Here is an 18,865-nt window from a genome sequence, read left to right as displayed (position 1 = left end):
CGAAGGTCGTCAGCCGTGTAACGGCTGCACGAAACCGGGCGAGAAAGGCACCACAAAATGACAATGACAGATCCGGTCGCAGACATGCTGACCAGACTGCGCAACGCTAACTCGGCGTACCACGACACAGTGTCGATGCCGCATAGCAAACTCAAAGCGCACATCGCAGACATCCTCAAGGCTCAGGGATACATCTCCGCCTGGGATGTCAAGGATGCAGAGGTCGGTAAGACCCTCACGCTGAGCCTCAAGTTCGGCCCCAACCGTGAGCGTTCGATCGTCGGCATCAAGCGGGTTTCCAAGCCCGGCCTGCGCGTGTACGCAAAGTCGACTGAGATCCCCACGGTTCTCGGCGGCCTCGGCGTTGCCATCCTGTCCACCTCCAGCGGTCTGCTTACTGACCGTCAGGCAGAGAAGAAGGGCGTAGGCGGAGAAGTTCTCGCCTACGTGTGGTAGCCGACAATGTCACGTATTGGAAGACTGCCCATCGAGGTTCCCGCCGGCGTCACCATTTCGGTTGACGGCCAGTTGGTCTCGGTGAAGGGCCCGAAGGGCGAGCTGACGCTCACCGTCGCCAAGCCCATCGAGGTCAAGCTCGAAGACGCACAGGTTCTGGTCACGCGTCCCGACGACGAGCGCGCTTCGCGTTCGCTCCACGGCCTGACCCGCACCCTGATTCACAACCAGATCATCGGTGTCACCCAGGGTTACTCCAAGGGACTCGAGATCGTCGGTACCGGTTACCGCGTCGTCCAGAAGGGCAACTCTGTTGAGTTCGCTCTCGGCTTCTCGCACCCGGTCCTCGTTGACCCGCCCGCCGGCATCGTTCTGACTGTTGAGGGCAACACCAAGCTCATGGTCAGCGGTATCGACAAGCAGGCCGTCGGCGAGGTCGCCGCCAACATCCGTAAGATTCGTAAGCCTGAGCCCTACAAGGGCAAGGGTGTGCGTTACGCCGGCGAGATCGTTCGCCGCAAGGCCGGAAAGAGTGGTAAGTAACCATGGGTCTCGGAACTAGAGGTAAGAGCAAGTCAGCTGCCCGCGGTCGTAGGCACACCCGTCTGCGCAAGAAGATCGAGGGCACCGCGGTTCGTCCGCGCCTGATCGTCAACCGCTCGGCTCGCCACGTATTCGTGCAGGTCATCGACGACAGCAAGGGTCACACCCTCGCTTCGGCGTCCACGCTCGAAACCGGTCTGCGCACCTTCGATGGTGACAAGACCGCCAAGGCCCGCAAGGTCGGCGAACTTGTCGCCGAGCGCGCAAAGGCTGCCGGAATTGAAGCCGTCGTATTCGACCGCGGTGGAAGCAAGTACGCGGGTCGCGTCGCTGCTGTCGCCGAGGGCGCGCGAGAGGGTGGGTTGGACCTGTGAGCACTGAAACCCCTAACACAGCAAGCAAGGAGCAAGAGGTGGCTGCAGAGGCACCCGTCGAGACTGCTGCGTCGACCGCACCCCCGCAGAACGAGCCTCGTGAGGCTCGTCGCGGTGGTCGTGAGCGCAACCCCAACCGTGATCGCGGAAGCCGCGATGCGGAGAAGAGCCAGTTCCTGGAGCGCGTTGTCACCATCAACCGCGTGTCGAAGGTCGTCAAGGGTGGTCGTCGCTTCAGCTTCACCGCTCTCGTCGTCGTCGGCGATGGAAACGGCCTGGTCGGCGTTGGATACGGTAAGGCCCGCGAGGTCCCGACCGCTATCTCCAAGGGTGTCGAGGAAGCGAAGAAGAACTTCTTCCGCGTTCCCCGCATCGGCCTGACCATCCCGCACCCCGTGCAGGGTGAGGCCGCAGCCGGCGTTGTTCTGCTGCGTCCGGCCGCTGCCGGTACCGGTGTTATCGCCGGTGGTCCGGTTCGCGCCGTACTCGAGTGCGCCGGCATCCACGACGTTCTGAGCAAGTCGCTCGGTTCGTCGAACACGATCAACATCGTGCACGCAACGGTTACTGCTCTCAAGCAGCTCGAGGAGCCGCGCGCCGTCGCAGCTCGTCGTGGCCTGCCGTATGAAGATGTGGCCCCGGCCCGCTTCCTGCGTGCCGAGGCGGATGCAGCTGCAGCCGCCGCGACAGCAAAGGCAGGTGCCTAATGGCTCAGCTGAAGATTACGCAGATCAAGTCCAAAATTAGTGAGAAGCAGAACCAGCGCGACACGCTTCGCAGCCTGGGCCTGCGTCGTATTGGCGCCGTCACGATCCGCGAGGACAACTCGCAGAACCGTGGCTACGTCAACACCGTTGCTCACCTGGTGAAGGTCGAGGAGATTGACTAATGGCTGACGAGAAGGAAGCCGTCGCAAAGACGGCTGACAAGCCCGCCGCTGAGAAGAAGGCTGCAGCCCCCAAGAAGGCTGCAGCTGCCAAGGCTGCACCCAAGAAGGCCGCTGTTGAGACCGTCGAGAAGCGCGAGCAGGTGCTGAAGGTTCACCACCTTCGCCCCGCTCCCGGTTCGAAGAAGTCCAAGCAGCGCGTTGGCCGTGGTGAAGGATCCAAGGGTAAGACCGCGGGTCGTGGCACCAAGGGCACAAAGGCCCGCTACACCGTTCGTATCGGCTTCGAGGGTGGGCAGATGCCGCTGCACATGCGCACCCCGAAACTGCGCGGATTCAAGAACCCGTTCCGCGTTGAGTACCAGGTTGTTAACCTGGAACGCCTCGCCGAGCTCTACCCGACCGGTGGCGACGTAACAATCGCTGATTTGGTCGCTAAGGGCGCCGTTCGTGACAACGAAAAGGTCAAGGTTCTCGGCAACGGGGACATTGCGGTTAAGCTGAACGTTGCAGTCGACAAGGTCTCCAGCTCAGCAGAGCAGAAGATCGTCGCCGCAGGTGGTTCAATCAAGTAAGTCCGTAGACGCTGGGTCGAGCTTGTCGGGACCACCTATCGAGTATTTCGGTGGCGTGGTCTCGACAAGCTCGATCTACGTTTAATATCTGGAGGCCTTTTTGTTTAGCGCCATTGCGCGGATCTTCCGCACACCCGACCTTCGCCGGAAGATCGGATTCACCCTGGGTATTGTTGCCCTGTTCCGCCTGGGGTCGTTCATTCCCGCCCCATTCGTGGACTTCGGCAACGTGCAGGCCTGTCTTGCAGCGAACCAGGGGACCAGTGGCCTCTACGAGCTGGTAAACCTGTTCAGCGGTGGTGCACTGCTGCAACTCTCAGTTTTCGCACTGGGCATCATGCCGTACATCACGGCATCGATCATCGTCCAGCTGCTGCGTGTGGTTATCCCTCACTTCGACACTCTCTACAAAGAGGGTGCCGCCGGTCAGAGCACGCTGACCCAGTACACGCGTTACCTCACCATCGCCCTCGGCGTGCTGCAGTCGACGACACTCATCACCGTTGCTCGGAGTGGCGCCCTGTTCGGCACCTCCGGCAGCACTGAGTGCACGCAGCTGATCACCAACGACGCCTGGTACGCCATCATGCTGATGGTCATCACCATGACCGCCGGTACCGGTGTGATCATGTGGATGGGTGAGTTGATCACCGAGCGCGGTATCGGCAACGGAATGTCATTGTTGATCTTCACGTCGATCGCCGCTCGCTTCCCGAACTCGCTCGGTGCCATCGGCCTGCTCAAGGGCTGGGACGTCCTGGCCATCGTGCTCGTCATCGGTGTGCTGATCGTCTTCGCCGTCGTGTTCGTCGAGCAATCGCAACGGCGCATTCCTGTGCAATACGCCAAACGGATGGTCGGTCGACGAACCTACGGTGGAAACAACACCTACATCCCGATCAAGGTCAACATGGCCGGTGTTATCCCGGTCATCTTCGCCTCCTCGTTGCTCTATCTGCCGGCGCTGATTGCTCAGTTCAACCAGCCCGCCGCAGGCCAGGAGCCGCAGGCCTGGGTCGTTTGGGTGACGAACAACCTCACCGGTGGCGACCAGCCGCTCTACATGCTCTTCTACTTCCTGCTGATCATTGGATTCACCTACTTCTACGTGGCGATCACCTTCAACCCTGAAGAAGTGGCCGACAACATGAAGAAGTACGGCGGATTCATCCCCGGCATCCGTGCCGGCCGCCCGACCGCCGAGTACCTGGACTTCGTGCTGACCCGGGTGACTCTTCCCGGTTCGCTGTACCTGGGTCTGATCGCGTTGATCCCGCTCGTGGCGTTCTCGCTGCTCGGTGCCGACCAGAACTTCCCGTTCGGTGGCGCCAGCATCCTGATCATCGTCGGTGTCGGTCTCGAGACCGTCAAGCAGATCGACTCGCAGATGCAACAGCGTCACTACGAAGGGCTGCTGCGATGACCCGGCTGCTTATTGTCGGCCCGCCCGGAGCGGGAAAGGGAACGCAGGCCGAGATTCTGGCCTCGACGTTCGGGATTCCCGCGATCTCGACCGGCGACATCTTCCGCGCCAACATCAAGGCCGGCACACCGCTCGGCCTGCAGGTGCAGGAGATCGTTGCCGGCGGCGGCTACGTTCCCGACTCGCTGACGAACGCCATCGTGCAGGACCGTCTGCACCAGGCGGATGCCGCCGACGGCTTCCTGCTCGACGGGTACCCGCGCACGGCGGATCAGGTCATCGAACTCGACCGCATCCTCGGCGAGACCGGTGCTCAGCTCGACGCCGTCGTTCAGCTTGTTGCTGACAAGGACGAGGTTGTTGCTCGCCTGCTCAAGCGCGCTGCTGAGCAGGGACGCGCCGACGACACCGAAGATGTCATCCGACACCGCCAAGATGTTTACCTGGAGCAGACTGAGCCGCTGATTGCCGCGTACACGGCACGCGGTCTCGTTGCCGAGGTCGATGGTCTCGGTTCCGTCGAAGACGTGGCTGCCCGGGTACTTGAGGCGCTTGCTGCCCGCGGCATCGTCGTCTCGGCCTGATCGGACAACTGATTTCGATGTCAATGCTTCGCAAGTCGATCTACAAGACGCCGGCGCAGTTGCGTCTGATGGTGGCGCCCGGTCTCGCGACCGCGGCGTCACTCGACGCGGTGCGCGCGCTCATCCGTGCCGGTGTGACAACACTGGAACTTGACGCCGCGGCCGAGGCAGCGATCATCGCACTCGGCGGAGCGTCGAACTTCAAGCTGGAGCCGGGCTACCGGCACACCATCTGTGCGTCGGTGAACGACGATGTCGTGCACGGCATCCCGAACTCGCGTGAGCTTCAGCCGGGCGACATCGTCTCGATCGACAGCGGCGCCGTCATCGATGGCTGGAACGGCGATGCGGCATTCAGCTTCATCGTGCCCGACGCCGATCCGGCGCACGCCGCGATCGTCGCTGAACGGCAGAAGCTCTCAGATGTGACGGAACAGTCGCTCTGGGTCGGCATCGCGCAGCTGTCCCGAGCCCGCCACCTCAACGAGGTCGGCGAGGCGATCGAAGACTACATCGAGTCGCAGGGCACCTACGGCATCCTGACCGACTATGTCGGACACGGTATTGGGCGCTCGATGCACGAGGCGCCGTCGGTGTTCAACTACCGTGTGCGCCAGAAGGGCCCCGACGTGAAGCCGGGCCTCGTCGTCGCCATCGAGCCGATGGTTGTGCTCGGCGACATCGACACCTACACGCGTGACGACGACTGGACGGTGGCCACCACCGACGGCGCCTCCGCCGCGCACTGGGAACACAGCATTGCGGTGCACAAAGACGGAATCTGGGTGCTCACGGCTAAAGACGGTGGAGCGGCAGCGCTCGCCCCACTCGGTGTCACCCCCGTTCCCATCGCGTAGTCCGGACTCAGCTCGAAGGCCGGCTCACCGGTTTCAACAAGCTAAGCCACCCAGCAACGTCACCGCGCGGGTTGAAAACCGATACGCGCGTTGAGTGCAACCGGCGTGGCGGTTTTCGACCCGCGCCGTGCATTTCGGCGCGACGGGAACGGTCACACTCGGCGCATACGTCGGAGAAGAAACCCGGCTAGGGTGAAAATCGGGACAGAGCCGCGACCCGGAAGGAAGACCTGATGGACCTGCACGGAATTGGGATCGGTCAGGGCGTGGTTATTGGCCGCGTCGTTCGCATGTCCGATCCGTTGCCGGACCCGGACAACCGCCCGAGTGCGCTGACGGCCGAGCAAGAGGGTGCCCGTTCTGCGGCATCGCTCCGCTTCGTTGCCGATGACTTGACCGCGCGGGGCGCGCATGCCGGGGGAGCCGCCCGAGACGTGCTTGAGGCGCAGGCGCTGATGGCCGAAGACCCGTCACTGATCGACGACATCGCCGTGCGTCTGGCGCGCGGAACGACGGCGGAGCGCGCGGTCTTCGAGGCGTTCGGGGCGTTCCGCGACATGCTGACCGAGCTCGGCGGTTACATGGCCGAACGCGCGGTCGACCTCGATGATGTCTCGCAGCGGGTGCGCGCGCATCTCGCCGGACAGGCGCCGTCTGAAGTGCCTGACCCCGGACATCCGTTCATTCTCGTGGCCCGTGATCTCGCTCCGGCTGACACCGCCTTGCTGAATCTTGATGTCGTGCTCGGTTTGATCACGAGCGGTGGTGGCCCAACCTCGCACACGGCGATCTTGGCCCGCGAGAAGTCGATTCTCGCCATCGTCGGCGCGGCACAGGCGGCCGAACTCGCCGACGGAGACGAGGTGATTCTCGATGCGGCCCGTGGCGTGGTGGTCACCGACCCTACCTCCGCCGAGAAGGCCGACGCGACGAAGCGGATCGCCGAGCGGCTCGCGCGAATCGACGCCCCGCTGACCCCCGGGATGCTCGCCGACGGCACCGCGATTCCGTTGCTTGCGAATCTGGCCAACGCCGATGGTGCGGCGCATGCCGTTGCCCTCGGGGCCGAAGGTGTCGGGCTGTTCCGCACCGAGTTTCTCTTCCTCGACTCGGCGACGGCCCCCAGCATCGAGCAGCAGCAGGAGAAGTACGAGCTGATGCTGCGTGAGTTTGCCGGCAAGAAGGTGGTCGTGCGTGCTCTCGATGCGGGGGCCGACAAGCCATTGGCCTTTCTCAATGACGCCGAGGAAGAGAACCCGGCCCTCGGCCTGCGCGGCCTGCGGTCGTTGCGGGCGTCAGAGGGCATTCTGCGCGACCAGCTCACCGCGCTCGCTCGAGCGGATGCGGCGACAGACGCGGACCTCTGGGTGATGGCGCCGATGGTGGCAACGGTCGAGGAAACCCGGTATTTCGTGGGGCTCGCACACGAGTTGGGGCTGAAGACGGCCGGCGTGATGATTGAAATCCCCTCGGCGGCGCTATTGGCGGATCGCGTGCTCGCCGAGGCCGACTTCGCCTCAATCGGAACCAACGATCTCACTCAGTACACTTTGGCCGCCGATCGCATGCTCGGGAGTGTCGCCGCCTTCCAGGATCCCTGGCACCCGGCGGTTCTCGCACTGATTCGCCAGGTCGGCTCGGCCGGCGGCGCGTTGGGGAAGCCCGTCGGGGTCTGCGGCGAGGCAGCTGCCGATCCGCTGCTGGCCGTCGTGCTCGTCGGGCTCGGAGTGACGAGCCTGTCCATGTCGGCGTCGGCCCTGGCCGATGTGCGCGCCAGCTTGGCTGGTTACACCCTGGAATCCGCTCGCTCACTGGCCAAGGTCGCCCTCGACGCGGTCGGCGCGCCCGAGGCGCGCATTGCGGTTGCCGAAGCGGCGGCCCGGCTGAGCGTTCACTGAAGCGGGTTGGCTTAACCGAGCTCTATAACATAAGCTGGATCCTTGGCGTCTTGCATCGCCGTTCGCGGCGTGCAATTTTCACCACAATCCACGCATGACCAGCTACCAATATATTGAGCGACAGTGAGGCTATGGCCAAAAAAGACGGTGTCATCGAAATCGAGGGCGCAGTAGTCGAAGCTCTTCCCAACGCGATGTTTCGCGTTGAGTTGACCAACGGCCACAAAGTTCTTGCCCACATCTCGGGCAAGATGCGTCAGCACTACATCCGGATTCTCCCAGAGGACCGCGTGATCGTTGAGCTGAGCCCATACGATCTGACCCGCGGCCGGATCGTTTACCGCTACAAGTAACGGCTGCTGTAAGTAACGGCCCTCGGCATCCCGAGGGTACGAAGACAGCGAACACAAGGAATCACCATGAAGGTCAACCCCAGCGTCAAGAAGATCTGTGACAAGTGCAAGGTCATCCGCCGTAACGGCAACGTGATGGTCATCTGCGAGAACCCGCGTCACAAGCAGCGCCAGGGCTAGTCACTTCAGGCTCGATCTCAGATCGGGCCTGAATTGAGTAAGCACGCAAAACACGTACTCATAACCGAGTACAGAAATAGCAGTTCCGGGATTCCTTCGGGGAGACACCATCGGTTGGAGGCCGATGCACAGGAACTGCTACAGACCTCCACTCACTCACAGGAGAAGCCACAATGGCACGTCTAGCAGGAGTTGACATTCCCCGCGACAAGCGCGTGGAAGTTGCACTGACTTACATCTATGGTGTTGGCCGTACGAGGGCACTCAAGACCCTTGCCGACACTGAAATCGATGGAAACATCCGCGTCAAGGATTTGACCGACGACCAGCTCGTTGCACTGCGCGACTACGTCGAAGGAACTTTCAAGGTTGAGGGTGACCTCCGCCGTGAGGTTGCCGCTGACATCCGCCGCAAGGTCGAGATCGGTAGCTACGAAGGTATTCGTCACCGCAAGGGCCTGCCCGTTCGTGGACAGCGCACCAAGACCAACGCTCGTACCCGTAAGGGCCCGAAGCGCACCGTAGCCGGCAAGAAGAAGGCCCGCTAGGCCTCGGCTTAGCTGGTTCGTCTTTAGGATTCAGGAGAAATCATGGCAGCACCCAAGTCGGCCGCACGGAAGCCGCGTAAGAAAGATAAGAAGAACATTGCTGTGGGCCAGGCTCACATCAAGAGCACCTTCAACAACACGATCGTCTCGATCACTGACACCACTGGTGCAGTAATCAGCTGGGCATCGTCAGGTGGAGTTGGCTTCAAGGGTTCGCGTAAGTCGACCCCGTTCGCCGCACAGCTGGCAGCCGAGTCGGCCGCCCGCCAGGCGCAGGAGCACGGTATGAAGAAGGTTGACGTCTTCGTCAAGGGACCGGGATCAGGTCGCGAAACCGCGATCCGTTCACTCCAGGCCGCTGGCCTCGAGGTCGGTTCCATCAACGACGTCACCCCTCAGGCACACAACGGCTGCCGCCCGCCGAAGCGTCGCCGCGTCTAATTCCTTTCGGATTCCGTCAGGCTCGATAACCTTCACGGTTGCCGAGCCTGACGGGGTCGATCTAAGAACCGGTTGTCGAGCTTGTCGAGACACGAGAGTCTCGAGAATCGGCGCTAGGGCAGAAAACTTAAAACCTCGCTACAGAAGTGTCATATAGCGGACACTTGGCCGAAAGGAATCAACAGTGCTTATTGCACAGCGTCCAACGCTCACCGAAGAGAACATCTCGGAGTTCCGTTCACGGTTCGTGATCGAGCCCCTGGAACCCGGCTTCGGCTACACCCTCGGTAACTCGCTTCGCCGCACTCTGCTCTCGTCGATCCCCGGCGCTGCTGTCACCAGCATCCGCATTGACGGAGTGCTTCACGAGTTCAGCACCGTTCCCGGTGTCAAGGAAGATGTCACTGAGATCATCCTGAACATCAAGGGACTTGTCGTCTCGAGCGAGCACGACGAACCGATCACCGCGTACCTGCGCAAGCAGGGCTCCGGCCAGGTTACCGCCGCTGACATTTCGGCTCCGGCCGGTGTCGAGGTGCACAACCCCGAGCTGGTCATCGCAACCCTCAACGACAAGGCCAAGTTCGAACTTGAACTGACCATTGAGCGTGGCCGTGGCTACGTGTCGGCCACCCAGAACCGTGCAGAGTATGCAGAAGCCGGCCAGATTCCGGTCGACTCCATCTACTCGCCCGTGCTCAAGGTGACCTACCGTGTCGAGGCAACTCGTGCCGGTGAGCGCACTGACTTCGACCGCCTCGTCGTTGACGTGGAGACCAAGTCGGCTATCTCGCCTCGCGACGCCATCGCATCCGCCGGCCGCACCCTGACCGAGCTGTTCGGTCTGGCACGCGAGCTGAACACGGCTGCTGAAGGCATCGAGATCGGCCCGGCGCCGGTTGACGCCGTTCTGCCCGGCGAGCTTTCGATTCCGATCGAAGACCTCGACCTGTCGGTGCGTTCGTACAACTGCCTCAAGCGTGAGGGAATCAACAACGTCAGTGAACTCGTCGCCCTCTCGGAGACGCAGCTCATGAACATCCGCAACTTCGGTCAGAAGTCTGTGGATGAAGTCAAGGACAAGCTCGTTGAGCTGGGCCTGTCGCTCAAGGACTCCGTTCCCGGATTCGACGGCGCTCACTTCTACAGCGGATACGACGAAGAAACCGTCTAAGGCTGTCGTTTCGACAACCTTTGATTTTTTGATACTAGAGAAAGACGAAAATGCCTACACCCACTAAGGGACCCCGCCTCGGCGGAGGACCGGCGCACGAGCGCCTCATGCTTGCCAACCTGGCAGCTGCCCTGTTCACGCACAAGTCGATCAAGACGACCGAGACCAAGGCCAAGCGCCTGCGTCCGGTCGCTGAGCGCCTTGTCACGTTCGCAAAGCAGGGCGACCTGCACGCACGCCGTCGCGTGCTGCGTACGATCGGCGACAAGTCAGTCGTGCACGAGCTCTTCACCGAGATCGCGCCGCTGGTTGCCGAGCGTGAGGGCGGCTACACCCGCATCACGAAGCTTGGTTTCCGTAAGGGCGACAACGCTTCGATGGTGCAGATCGAGCTCGTTCTCGAGCCCGTCACCCCGAAGGCCAAGCCGGCCAAGGCGAAGGCTGCAAAGCACGTCGCCGAGGAGCCTGCTGCTGAGGTCGTCGAGGAAGCTGCAGTTGAAGCTGACGCCGAGGTCGTAGAGACCGAAGCTGTTGAAGCCGACGCTGCCGAGGCATCCGCTGAGGAAGCCAAGTAGTTCAAAGAATTGTGCTGATTCAGCGCTGATCCGTCAGCGCTGAGTCACCGCTGGAAGGGGCCCGACTTCGGTCGGGCCCCTTTTTTGTGTCTGCCGGTCGATCCGGGAGTTGCACAAGGGGATTCCGTGCGACAGGCGGCCCGGCTACCCTGTCGCCATGATTGAGGCTGTGAGCAACCTCGCAGCGCGGGTCGATGCCCCGACCCGGTTGGACCTGCCGCGCCACCCCGAGGTTCAGATCTGGCGTCCGGCAGATCGAGAGGACCTCGACCAGGTGTGGCGGCTCAGCCGCACGGTCGCGCAGGCCGATCATCCGAATCACCTCACGACCAGGGAGGGAGTGACCGCGCTCTTCTCGCGGCACTACTTCCAGCCCGAATGGGATTCGCTTCTCGGATTCGACGACGCAGGCCGCTTGGTCGCCGCCGGGATGGTTCATCTGCCGTCGGGTCGAAAGAACGTCGCGCGGTCCATCGTGATCGGCGGTGTGCATCCGGATCTGCGGGGGCGGGGGATCGGGCGGACACTGCTCGCCTGGCAGATCGGACGAGCGAAGCAGCAATTGGCGCATTCCGGCGAGGAACTCCCGGGCTGGGTACTTGCGTTCGCCGATGAGCGAGCACCGCGAAAGAGGAGGCTGTTGGAGAGCACCGGATTCGCCCTCCGCCGTCATTTCGTCGCACTTGAGCGTGTACTCGCCGATCCCATCGCCACGATTGACCTGGTCGATGGTGTGCGGCTCACGCGATTCAGCGAGCAGCTGTCGACCCGGGTGCACGAGGCCAGGGACGCGGCCTTTGAAGATCACTGGGGGAGCCAACCGATGAGCGAGGAAACGTGGGAGGCCTTCATCGGCGGGAGTTCCTTTCGGCCGGAGCTCTCGGCCGTGGCACTCGCGGCATCACCGCATGGTCGTGGCGACATGGTCGTCGGCTTCGGCTTGGGCAGCGTCAACGCCGCAGACTGGCCGCACCAGGGATTTCGAGGCAGCTACATTGACATGCTGGGGGTCGTGCCGGAATGGCGCGGCCGACGCCTTGCTTCCGCTGTGCTCTGTGCACAGCTTCTGGCCAGTCGGAACGCCGGCTACGAGCGGGTCACTCTCGACGTTGACGCCGACAGTCAAACCGGCGCTTACCGGCTCTACCAACGGCAAGGATTCACCCCAGCGCACCAAAAGTTCGCCTACACCATCGAGTACTGAGCCCCGCTGGAGTGTCGACGCTGGAATGTCGACCAGACCGGTCAGTTGGGCAGCAGGAGCAGACGGTTCGGACCCGGCTGCTGGCCGGGCGGCAAGTCGGCCAGGCGGGCGACGGCCGAACCCACCGTTTCCGCGTAGATCCGGCCACCGGTCGGTCCGGGATGGATGTTGTCTTCGGCCAGCACATCGGTGTGCGGGGCAATCGCGGTCGACCAGTCGGCCAATTCGATGCGCCGGTAGTGGGCGGAGAAATCGGCCAGGGTGGCGTTGACGCTGGGCGTCCAGTCGCGATCGGCGAAGGCATTGACCATGATCAGCTGCCGGTTCGGGCCGATCGCCACCCGGATGCGCTGCAGATCGGCGTCCTCGATGGGGCCGTTGGTGCCGAGTCCCACGACGACGACGTCCCGGAGCTGACCGGTCTGCTCGAGATTCTGCAGAATCTCGGGGGCGGCATTCATACCTCGCGAGACTGCGGCGTCGATGGCGATCCCGGGGAACGCCTCCTGTAGTTCGGGGGCCGAAGCGAGCATGACCGAGTCGCCGACGGCGCTCATCCGTGCGCCTGTGGGGGCTATGGCGTCACTCGTTTCGGCGCGCAATGGGATGACAACCTGCGGGGCCATGTTTGCCGAGCCGGCCGGCGTCTGTGCGTCGTGCGCTGCGGCTTCCATCGCGTGTTGGCCGCGCTCGATGACAGCCTCGGAGCTCGCGATACTCGGCGCGCCGGCCAGGGCGGCAGTGGCGCCGCTCAGGAAGAAGCAGGACACCAGGGCGGCAGCCCACACAGTCTGCCGTTGCACCCGCGTGCCGCGCAGTCGAGCCTTCACCCGACGGATGCTGCCGCCAAAGCCCAGCCGGCGGATGGGCTGCTCGACCCACCGGTACGACGCGCTAGCCGCGAGCAGGGTCAGCGCCAGCGCCAGCACCCCGATCAGCACGGTGCGCGTGACCTCCGCGGACGGCGTCGCGTGAGCGGAAGCCGTCGGCCAGGCCAGCTGCAGCAGAATCAAAATCGGCCAGTGCCAGAGATAGATGCCGTAGGAGCGCGCGCCGAGATAGCGAAGTGGCCCCGCATCGAGGTGCTGCCCGAAGCGCGCGCTGCGCACACCCGCCCAGATCGCCACGGCAGACAGAAGCGAGACGGCGACCAGCCCACCGCGGTAGGCCATCGGGCTGTCGGCGGGCATGAGGATGCTGAAGGCGCCGAGGGCGAGCAGGGCGCCGAGGCCCAGCCAGGGGAGCAGACGCGGTATGACAGGGTGCAGCGCGGAGCCGGGGCGCTCGACAGTGGCGCCGGATTGCGTGCTGCGCGCCAGCGCCAGAGCGAGGGCGGCCCCGATGGCCAGCCCGAAACTATGCGTATCTGAACCGAAGTAGACCCGCGTGGGGTCGGCATCCGGGACGTACAGCACCGCCATCCAGAGCGCGGATGCGGCGGCCAATGCGAGAACCAGGACGAGTCGCAGACGGGGGCGGGGGATGAGCAGCACTGCGGCAAGGGCCAGGGGCCACACCAGATAGAACTGTTCCTCGACGGCGAGCGACCAGAGGTTGCGGAACAGCTCGGGCTGGTCGGTCGCGAAGTAGCTCGCGTTCGCACCGATTGACACCCAGTTGTAGCTGAAAGTGGCGGCGCCGAGGATCTGCCGGCCGAGGCCGACGAGGACATCGCCGCCGATCAGCAGGGCGGCGCTGGCAGAGACAAGGAGCACCGGCACGAGGGGCGGAACCAAACGGCGTACCCGCCGGGTCCAGAAGCGTCCGAGAGAAATCCGGCCCGAGCGTTCGTGCTCGGCGAGCAGCAGGCTGGTGATGAGGAAGCCGCTGATGACGAAAAACACATCGACGCCGATGTAGCCGCCCGGCAGGACCGTCGGAAAGAAGTGATAGGCGATGACCGCGATCACCGCGAGCGCCCGCAAGCCGTCGAGGCCGGCCCACCGCACTGCGGGAAGCGGCCCGGAGAGCGGGGTGAGTGCGACGGATGCCGGAACTGACGTCGCAGCGGCCGGACTGTTTTCGGGTACACCGGTGGGTGGGGCGCTGAGGCTGGGGGAAGGGGAGGGAAGACGTTTCATAGCAGGGGCGGGCGGAACCCGGATTCAACGATAACTCACGTTTGGAACTCGACAGCCCGCCGGAACTGCCGCGGCCGACGCCCGGTCGGCTGGCCGTGGTCGCCTCGCCCAATAAACTGAATCCGTGATTCTTCCTGCGTCCGAGGCTGCTGTGCCCGCCAAGCCGGGAGCCGTGCTGAGGATTCGGCTCGACATCGCCTACGACGGCACGACGTTCGCCGGCTGGGCGAAGCAGCCGGAGTTGCGCACGGTACAGGGCGAGATCGAAGACGCGCTGGCGACCATCTTGCGCCGTCACGGCCCGGTTCCCGATCTCGTCGTCGCCGGGCGCACGGATGCCGGGGTGCACGCCCGCGGTCAGGTCGCGCATTTCGATCTCACCGCCGAGCAGGCGCACGCACTTGTGCAGCCCCGTCGCGGCACCGGCAACAAGCCCAAGCCGCCGCTTCCTGTCGAGATCTACCGACGGGTCAGCGGCATCCTCGTGACGAAACCCGAGATCGTATTGAAAGATGTCACCCTGGCACCGGACGGGTTCGATGCCCGCTTCTCCGCGCTGTGGCGTCGCTACGAATACCGTCTCGCCGACACGCTGGCCGGGCATGATCCGTCACAACGGCTGCGCACGACCTGGCATCCGAATGAGCTCGATCTCGACGCGATGGATGCGGCGGCCGCGACTCTCGTCGGACTCCACGATTTTGCCACCTACTGCAAACCGCGCGCCGGGGCGACCACGGTGCGCACCCTGCAAGATTTTCGGTGGCGCAGAGACCCCGACGGGGTTCTGATCGCCTCTCTCAGGGCCGACGCGTTCTGCCACAGTATGGTGCGCGCCCTGGTCGGAGCCTGTGTCGCGGTCGGCGAAGGAAAGCTGGCGGGGAGCCGCCTGGTAAACCTGCGGATCGAACGCGCCAGAACCAGCGAGTTCAAGGTCATGCAGGCCCACGGTCTCACGCTCACCGAGGTGGGCTACCCGGAAGACGCCGAACTCGCGCTGCGCGCGGCCGAAACCCGCGCCCGTCGTGAGCTCCCTGAGGAGTAACCGACGCCATCCGTCGCCTCAGTGAACCGCCTCGAATTGCGTGATGCCCTGCCGGCAAACTAGTATTGACGTTTGGTGTCTGTGCGTTGCAGCCAGGCACACGAACGTGAGCCCTCCATCGATCGTGTTCTTCGTCTAGAACACACCCGGAGCGGGATTCACGAACACCTCCGTTCGAACAAGAAAGCAGCACTATAGTGACGCGCACCTACACCCCCAAGGCAAGTGAAGTCCAGCACGATTGGGTCGTCATTGACGCCACCGACATCGTTCTTGGCCGTCTCGCCAGCCACGCAGCCGTTCTCCTTCGCGGCAAGCACAAGGCTGTGTTCTCTCCCCACATGGATATGGGAGATTTCGTCATCATCGTCAACGCCGAGAAGATTGCCCTGACCGGCAAGAAGCTCGACCTGAAGATCGCCTACCGCCACTCCGGTTACCCGGGCGGCCTGTCGGCACAGAACTACTCGGAGATGCTCGAGAAGCACCCGACGCGTGCGGTTGAGAAGGCGATTCGCGGCATGCTGCCGAAGAACTCGCTCGGCCGCGCCCAGCTGGCCAAGCTCAAGGTCTACGCCGGCCCGGAGCACCCGCACGCTGCGCAGCAGCCGAAGCCGTACACCCTCGGCCAGGTCGCGCAGTAGCGTCGGCCCCCAGACTTCTCGACTCTAAGAAAAAGGATTCACACCATCGTGGCGAAGATCGCAGACCAGATTGACGCGGCTCCGGAGAGCTACTCGACAGAGACTCCCGTAGAAGCCGTCACCAAGGCGCCCCGCGCCATCCTCAACGTTCCCGGTGCAGCCGTCGGCCGTCGCAAGCAGGCCATCGCCCGCGTGCGCATCGTTCCCGGCTCCGGCACCATCACGGTCAACGGCCGTGAGTTCGCTGACTACTTCCCGAACAAGCTGCACCAGCAGCTGATCAACGACCCGTTCAAGGTGCTCGACCTGATCGGCGCCTACGACGTCATCGCTCGCATCAGCGGCGGCGGACCGTCGGGCCAGGCCGGCGCGCTGCGTCTTGGCATTGCTCGCTCGCTCAACCAGATCGACGAAGAGAACAACCGTGCCATCCTCAAGAAGGCCGGCTTCCTCAGCCGTGACGCTCGCGTCAAGGAGCGTAAGAAGGCTGGTCTCAAGAAGGCCCGCAAGGCTCCTCAGTTCTCCAAGCGTTAAGTCGAAGGTCGATTCAAGGCACCCATGCCTCGACTTTTTGGTACGGACGGTGTCCGGGGCCTGGCCAACCGTGATCTCACGGCTGGCCTGGCCCTGGGCCTCGCCCAGGCAAGCGCAGTAGTACTGACCCAGGGGCGTCGCGCAGAAGAACGACGCGCCCAGGGCCGACGCCCGGTCGCCGTGCTCGCACGCGACCCGCGTATCTCCGGAGAGTTCATCTCGGCCGCTGTAGCAGCCGGATTGGCCAGCTCCGGAGTGGATGTGCTCGATGCCGGCGTCATTCCGACCCCCGCAGCAGCATTCCTGATCGCCGATATCGGCGCAGACTTTGGCGTGATGATTTCCGCCTCGCACAACCCGGCCCCCGACAACGGCATCAAAATCTTTGCCTTCGGCGGCACCAAGCTTCCCGACGATGTCGAGACCCGCATCGAAGCGCACCTCGACGGTGAGATGCTCACTCCGATCGGTGGCGATGTCGGTCGCATCCGTCGTTTTGCCGACGCCGAGGACCGCTACGTCGTGCACCTGCTGAGCACGCTCCCGCACCGTCTCGATGGCATTCATGTGGTGCTGGACTGCGCCCATGGCGCGGCGGCCGGCGTGTCACCGCAGGTCTTCACGGATGCAGGCGCCCGCGTCACGGTGATCGGCGCGGATCCCGACGGCATCAACATCAACGACGGCGTCGGTTCGACCCACCTCGACAATCTGGCCCGTGCCGTGCTCGAACACGGCGCCGACGTCGGAATCGCCCATGACGGCGATGCGGACCGCTGCCTGGCCGTCGATCGCGAGGGAAACATCGTCGACGGCGATCAGATCATGGCCATCCTCGCCGTTTCAATGGCCGAGCGAGGCGTTCTGAAAGACCGCACGCTCGTCGCCACGGTGATGAGCAACCTGGGCCTGAAGAAGGCCATGGCCGCCCACGACATCCGCGTGCTCGAGACCAAGGTCGGCGACCGCTATGTGCTCGAAGAACTGAACATCGACGGGCTCTCGCTCGGCGGCGAACAATCGGGACACGTCATCATGACCAAGTTCGCCACCACCGGCGACGGCATCCTGACCGGACTGCACCTCGTGGCCGAAATGGCCCGCACGGGCAAGACGCTCGCCGAACTCGCTTCGGTGATGACCGTCTTCCCGCAGATTCTCGTCAATGTTCGCGGCGTCGACCACCACGGCTTGAACTCCGACACGGTGATCGCCGAAGCAGTGGTCGCCGCCGAAACCGAACTCGGCGACACCGGCCGGGTGCTGCTGCGCCCGTCGGGCACCGAGCCGATGGTTCGGGTCATGGTCGAGGCTGCTGACCAGCCGACTGCCGACCGACTCGCGCACCAGCTCGCCGACGTCGTGCGCGAGCGTCTCGCGCTCTAGAACCTCAACTTCTCGCCAGGCTCGACTCTTTCGGTGATCGAGCCTGTCGAGATCTCGGACGCCCGAGCTCACGCGACCCGCGTTTGGAGAGCGGGTCACGTGGTCCCGACAGGCTCGACCACGGGCGGTGAGGTCTCGAGCGAGCGGTCAGACCTTGCGCAGCAGCACCTTCGACACGGCATGATCCGAGTCCTTGCGCAGCACGAGGGTCGCACGCGACCGGGTGGGCCGGATGTTGTGCAGCAGGTTGGGCTCGTTGATGCGGCTCCAGATGTCGTGAGCCTTCGCCCGTGCCTCCTGCTCGCTGAGCGTCGAGTAACGGTGGAAATATGACTTCGGGTTGCTGAATGCGCCCTGCTGCAGTTTCAAGAAGCGTTCCTCGTACCACCGGGCGATGTCGCGCGTGCGCGCGTCGACGTAGACGGTGAAGTCGAAGAGGTCGCTGACGGCGAGTCCATGACCCTGCCCGGGAGGCTGGAGCACATTCAACCCCTCGACGATGAGCACGTCCGGCTGCCGAACGACAATCTGTGCGTCGGGAACGATGTCATAGCTGAGGTGCGAGTAGAACGGTGAGCGCACCTCGGCCGCACCGCTCTTGACCGCGCTGACGAAGCGAAGAAGCGCACGCCGGTCGTAGGACTCCGGAAACCCCTTGCGTTCCATCAGGCCGCGCCGGGAAAGTTCGGCATTCGGAAACAGGAATCCGTCGGTGGTCACCAACTCGACCCGCGGGGTGTCTTCCCAGCGGGCGAGCAGCTCCCGCAGAAGCCGGGCAATCGTCGACTTGCCGACGGCGACCGAACCCGCCACGCCGATCACAAACGGTGTGCGTTGCGCCCGTTCGCCGAGGAAGTCGCTGGTTTGCCGGTGCAGCTGGCGGGCGCCGGCGGCGTAGAGGTTGAGGAGGCGGCTGACCGGAAGGTAGACATCCGTCACTTCGTTCTGATTCAGCGGCTCGCCGAGACCGCGAAGTTGCACGAGCTCGGTCTCGCTCAGAGGCAGATGCGTCGTCGGTGCGAGGGCCGCCCAGTCGGCGCGGGACAACTCGACAAAGGGGGTCACGTGGGAGTGGTTCGCTGCGCTCGCACCCTGCTCGGACAT

At 63.8% G+C, this 18,865-nt stretch carries 23 protein-coding genes; 21 read left to right on the top strand and 2 right to left on the bottom strand.

Going from position 1 to position 18,865, the window contains the following annotated elements; genetic code table 11:
• The first annotated feature begins 57 nt into the window (after nucleotides 1–57).
• The 17 genes from rpsH (at nucleotide 58) to AB4Y63_RS10285 (ending at nucleotide 12,071) form a co-directional block, all read left to right on the top strand.
• Nucleotides 58–456, top strand: a complete 399-nt coding sequence (gene rpsH, locus AB4Y63_RS10365; RefSeq protein ID WP_345069929.1) for a 30S ribosomal protein S8 — start codon at nucleotides 58–60, stop codon at nucleotides 454–456.
• Nucleotides 457–462: 6 nt separating this feature from the next.
• Nucleotides 463–999: a 50S ribosomal protein L6 gene (gene rplF / locus AB4Y63_RS10360; protein WP_441790961.1), complete on the top strand. Its 537-nt coding sequence runs from the start codon at nucleotides 463–465 to the stop codon at nucleotides 997–999.
• A gap of 2 nt (nucleotides 1,000–1,001) precedes the next feature.
• Nucleotides 1,002–1,373, top strand: coding sequence for a 50S ribosomal protein L18 (rplR, locus tag AB4Y63_RS10355; protein WP_345069932.1), 372 nt, complete (start codon nucleotides 1,002–1,004; stop codon nucleotides 1,371–1,373).
• A gap of 38 nt (nucleotides 1,374–1,411) precedes the next feature.
• Complete coding sequence (rpsE, locus tag AB4Y63_RS10350) at nucleotides 1,412–2,080, top strand: 30S ribosomal protein S5 (RefSeq protein WP_345069933.1); 669 nt, start codon at nucleotides 1,412–1,414, stop codon at nucleotides 2,078–2,080.
• On the top strand, nucleotides 2,080–2,262 hold the full coding sequence (rpmD, locus tag AB4Y63_RS10345; protein WP_066597599.1) for a 50S ribosomal protein L30: 183 nt from the start codon (nucleotides 2,080–2,082) through the stop codon (nucleotides 2,260–2,262). The genes rpsE and rpmD overlap by 1 nt, the downstream gene beginning before the upstream one ends.
• Nucleotides 2,262–2,834 (top strand): 50S ribosomal protein L15, encoded by a 573-nt coding sequence (rplO, locus tag AB4Y63_RS10340; protein ID WP_441790960.1) that lies wholly within the window; start codon nucleotides 2,262–2,264, stop codon nucleotides 2,832–2,834. The genes rpmD and rplO overlap by 1 nt, the downstream gene beginning before the upstream one ends.
• A 100-nt stretch (nucleotides 2,835–2,934) precedes the next feature.
• Nucleotides 2,935–4,257 carry a preprotein translocase subunit SecY gene (gene secY / locus AB4Y63_RS10335; RefSeq protein WP_441790959.1) on the top strand — a complete coding sequence of 441 codons (1,323 nt, stop codon included), beginning with the start codon at nucleotides 2,935–2,937 and terminating at the stop codon, nucleotides 4,255–4,257.
• Nucleotides 4,254–4,841, top strand: coding sequence for an adenylate kinase (locus AB4Y63_RS10330; RefSeq protein WP_441790958.1), 588 nt, complete (start codon nucleotides 4,254–4,256; stop codon nucleotides 4,839–4,841). The genes secY and AB4Y63_RS10330 overlap by 4 nt, the downstream gene beginning before the upstream one ends.
• A 17-nt stretch (nucleotides 4,842–4,858) precedes the next feature.
• Nucleotides 4,859–5,698 carry a type I methionyl aminopeptidase gene (gene map / locus AB4Y63_RS10325; protein ID WP_441790957.1) on the top strand — a complete coding sequence of 280 codons (840 nt, stop codon included), beginning with the start codon at nucleotides 4,859–4,861 and terminating at the stop codon, nucleotides 5,696–5,698.
• A 233-nt stretch (nucleotides 5,699–5,931) separates the two neighbouring features.
• Nucleotides 5,932–7,596 carry a phosphoenolpyruvate--protein phosphotransferase gene (gene ptsP / locus AB4Y63_RS10320; protein WP_441790956.1) on the top strand — a complete coding sequence of 555 codons (1,665 nt, stop codon included), beginning with the start codon at nucleotides 5,932–5,934 and terminating at the stop codon, nucleotides 7,594–7,596.
• A 131-nt stretch (nucleotides 7,597–7,727) separates the two neighbouring features.
• Complete coding sequence (gene infA, locus AB4Y63_RS10315; RefSeq protein WP_022883252.1) at nucleotides 7,728–7,949, top strand: translation initiation factor IF-1; 222 nt, start codon at nucleotides 7,728–7,730, stop codon at nucleotides 7,947–7,949.
• A 66-nt stretch (nucleotides 7,950–8,015) separates the two neighbouring features.
• Nucleotides 8,016–8,129, top strand: a complete 114-nt coding sequence (gene rpmJ, locus AB4Y63_RS10310; protein WP_022883251.1) for a 50S ribosomal protein L36 — start codon at nucleotides 8,016–8,018, stop codon at nucleotides 8,127–8,129.
• Nucleotides 8,130–8,302: 173 nt separating this feature from the next.
• Nucleotides 8,303–8,677, top strand: a complete 375-nt coding sequence (gene rpsM / locus AB4Y63_RS10305; protein ID WP_179580156.1) for a 30S ribosomal protein S13 — start codon at nucleotides 8,303–8,305, stop codon at nucleotides 8,675–8,677.
• Between the two features lie 42 nt (nucleotides 8,678–8,719).
• Nucleotides 8,720–9,118, top strand: coding sequence for a 30S ribosomal protein S11 (gene rpsK, locus AB4Y63_RS10300; RefSeq protein WP_441790955.1), 399 nt, complete (start codon nucleotides 8,720–8,722; stop codon nucleotides 9,116–9,118).
• A 184-nt stretch (nucleotides 9,119–9,302) separates the two neighbouring features.
• Nucleotides 9,303–10,292: a DNA-directed RNA polymerase subunit alpha gene (locus tag AB4Y63_RS10295; RefSeq protein WP_441790954.1), complete on the top strand. Its 990-nt coding sequence runs from the start codon at nucleotides 9,303–9,305 to the stop codon at nucleotides 10,290–10,292.
• Between the two features lie 50 nt (nucleotides 10,293–10,342).
• Nucleotides 10,343–10,867, top strand: a complete 525-nt coding sequence (gene rplQ, locus AB4Y63_RS10290) for a 50S ribosomal protein L17 (RefSeq protein ID WP_441790953.1) — start codon at nucleotides 10,343–10,345, stop codon at nucleotides 10,865–10,867.
• 157 nt (nucleotides 10,868–11,024) lie between these two features.
• A complete protein-coding gene (locus tag AB4Y63_RS10285) occupies nucleotides 11,025–12,071 on the top strand; it encodes a GNAT family N-acetyltransferase (protein ID WP_441790952.1) in 1,047 nt (348 codons plus the stop codon).
• A gap of 41 nt (nucleotides 12,072–12,112) precedes the next feature.
• Here the strand turns inward: AB4Y63_RS10285 and AB4Y63_RS10280 are convergent, their stop codons facing one another.
• The gene (locus tag AB4Y63_RS10280) at nucleotides 12,113–14,152 is read right to left on the bottom strand and encodes an acyltransferase family protein (RefSeq protein ID WP_441790951.1); all 2,040 of its coding nucleotides are present in this window, start codon (nucleotides 14,150–14,152) and stop codon (nucleotides 12,113–12,115) included.
• Between the two features lie 175 nt (nucleotides 14,153–14,327).
• Here AB4Y63_RS10280 and truA point away from each other — a divergent pair, with 175 nt between their 5' ends.
• The 4 genes from truA to glmM all read left to right on the top strand — a co-directional run bounded on the left by truA (nucleotide 14,328) and on the right by glmM (nucleotide 17,761).
• A complete protein-coding gene (gene truA, locus AB4Y63_RS10275) occupies nucleotides 14,328–15,197 on the top strand; it encodes a tRNA pseudouridine(38-40) synthase TruA (RefSeq protein ID WP_441790998.1) in 870 nt (289 codons plus the stop codon).
• Nucleotides 15,198–15,394: 197 nt separating this feature from the next.
• Complete coding sequence (rplM, locus tag AB4Y63_RS10270; RefSeq protein ID WP_345069947.1) at nucleotides 15,395–15,841, top strand: 50S ribosomal protein L13; 447 nt, start codon at nucleotides 15,395–15,397, stop codon at nucleotides 15,839–15,841.
• Nucleotides 15,842–15,889: 48 nt separating this feature from the next.
• Nucleotides 15,890–16,375 (top strand): 30S ribosomal protein S9, encoded by a 486-nt coding sequence (gene rpsI / locus AB4Y63_RS10265; RefSeq protein ID WP_441790950.1) that lies wholly within the window; start codon nucleotides 15,890–15,892, stop codon nucleotides 16,373–16,375.
• 24 nt (nucleotides 16,376–16,399) lie between these two features.
• Nucleotides 16,400–17,761, top strand: coding sequence for a phosphoglucosamine mutase (gene glmM / locus AB4Y63_RS10260; RefSeq protein WP_441790949.1), 1,362 nt, complete (start codon nucleotides 16,400–16,402; stop codon nucleotides 17,759–17,761).
• Between the two features lie 147 nt (nucleotides 17,762–17,908).
• Here glmM and coaA read toward each other — a convergent pair whose 3' ends face one another.
• A complete protein-coding gene (gene coaA / locus AB4Y63_RS10255) occupies nucleotides 17,909–18,865 on the bottom strand; it encodes a type I pantothenate kinase (protein WP_441790948.1) in 957 nt (318 codons plus the stop codon).

It is taken from the genome of Leifsonia sp. YAF41 (genome assembly GCF_052113185.1).
Lineage (GTDB): Bacteria > Actinomycetota > Actinomycetes > Actinomycetales > Microbacteriaceae > Cryobacterium.
Note: the sequence above shows the minus strand (reverse complement) of the source record. Positions and strands in the feature narration are given on the sequence as shown.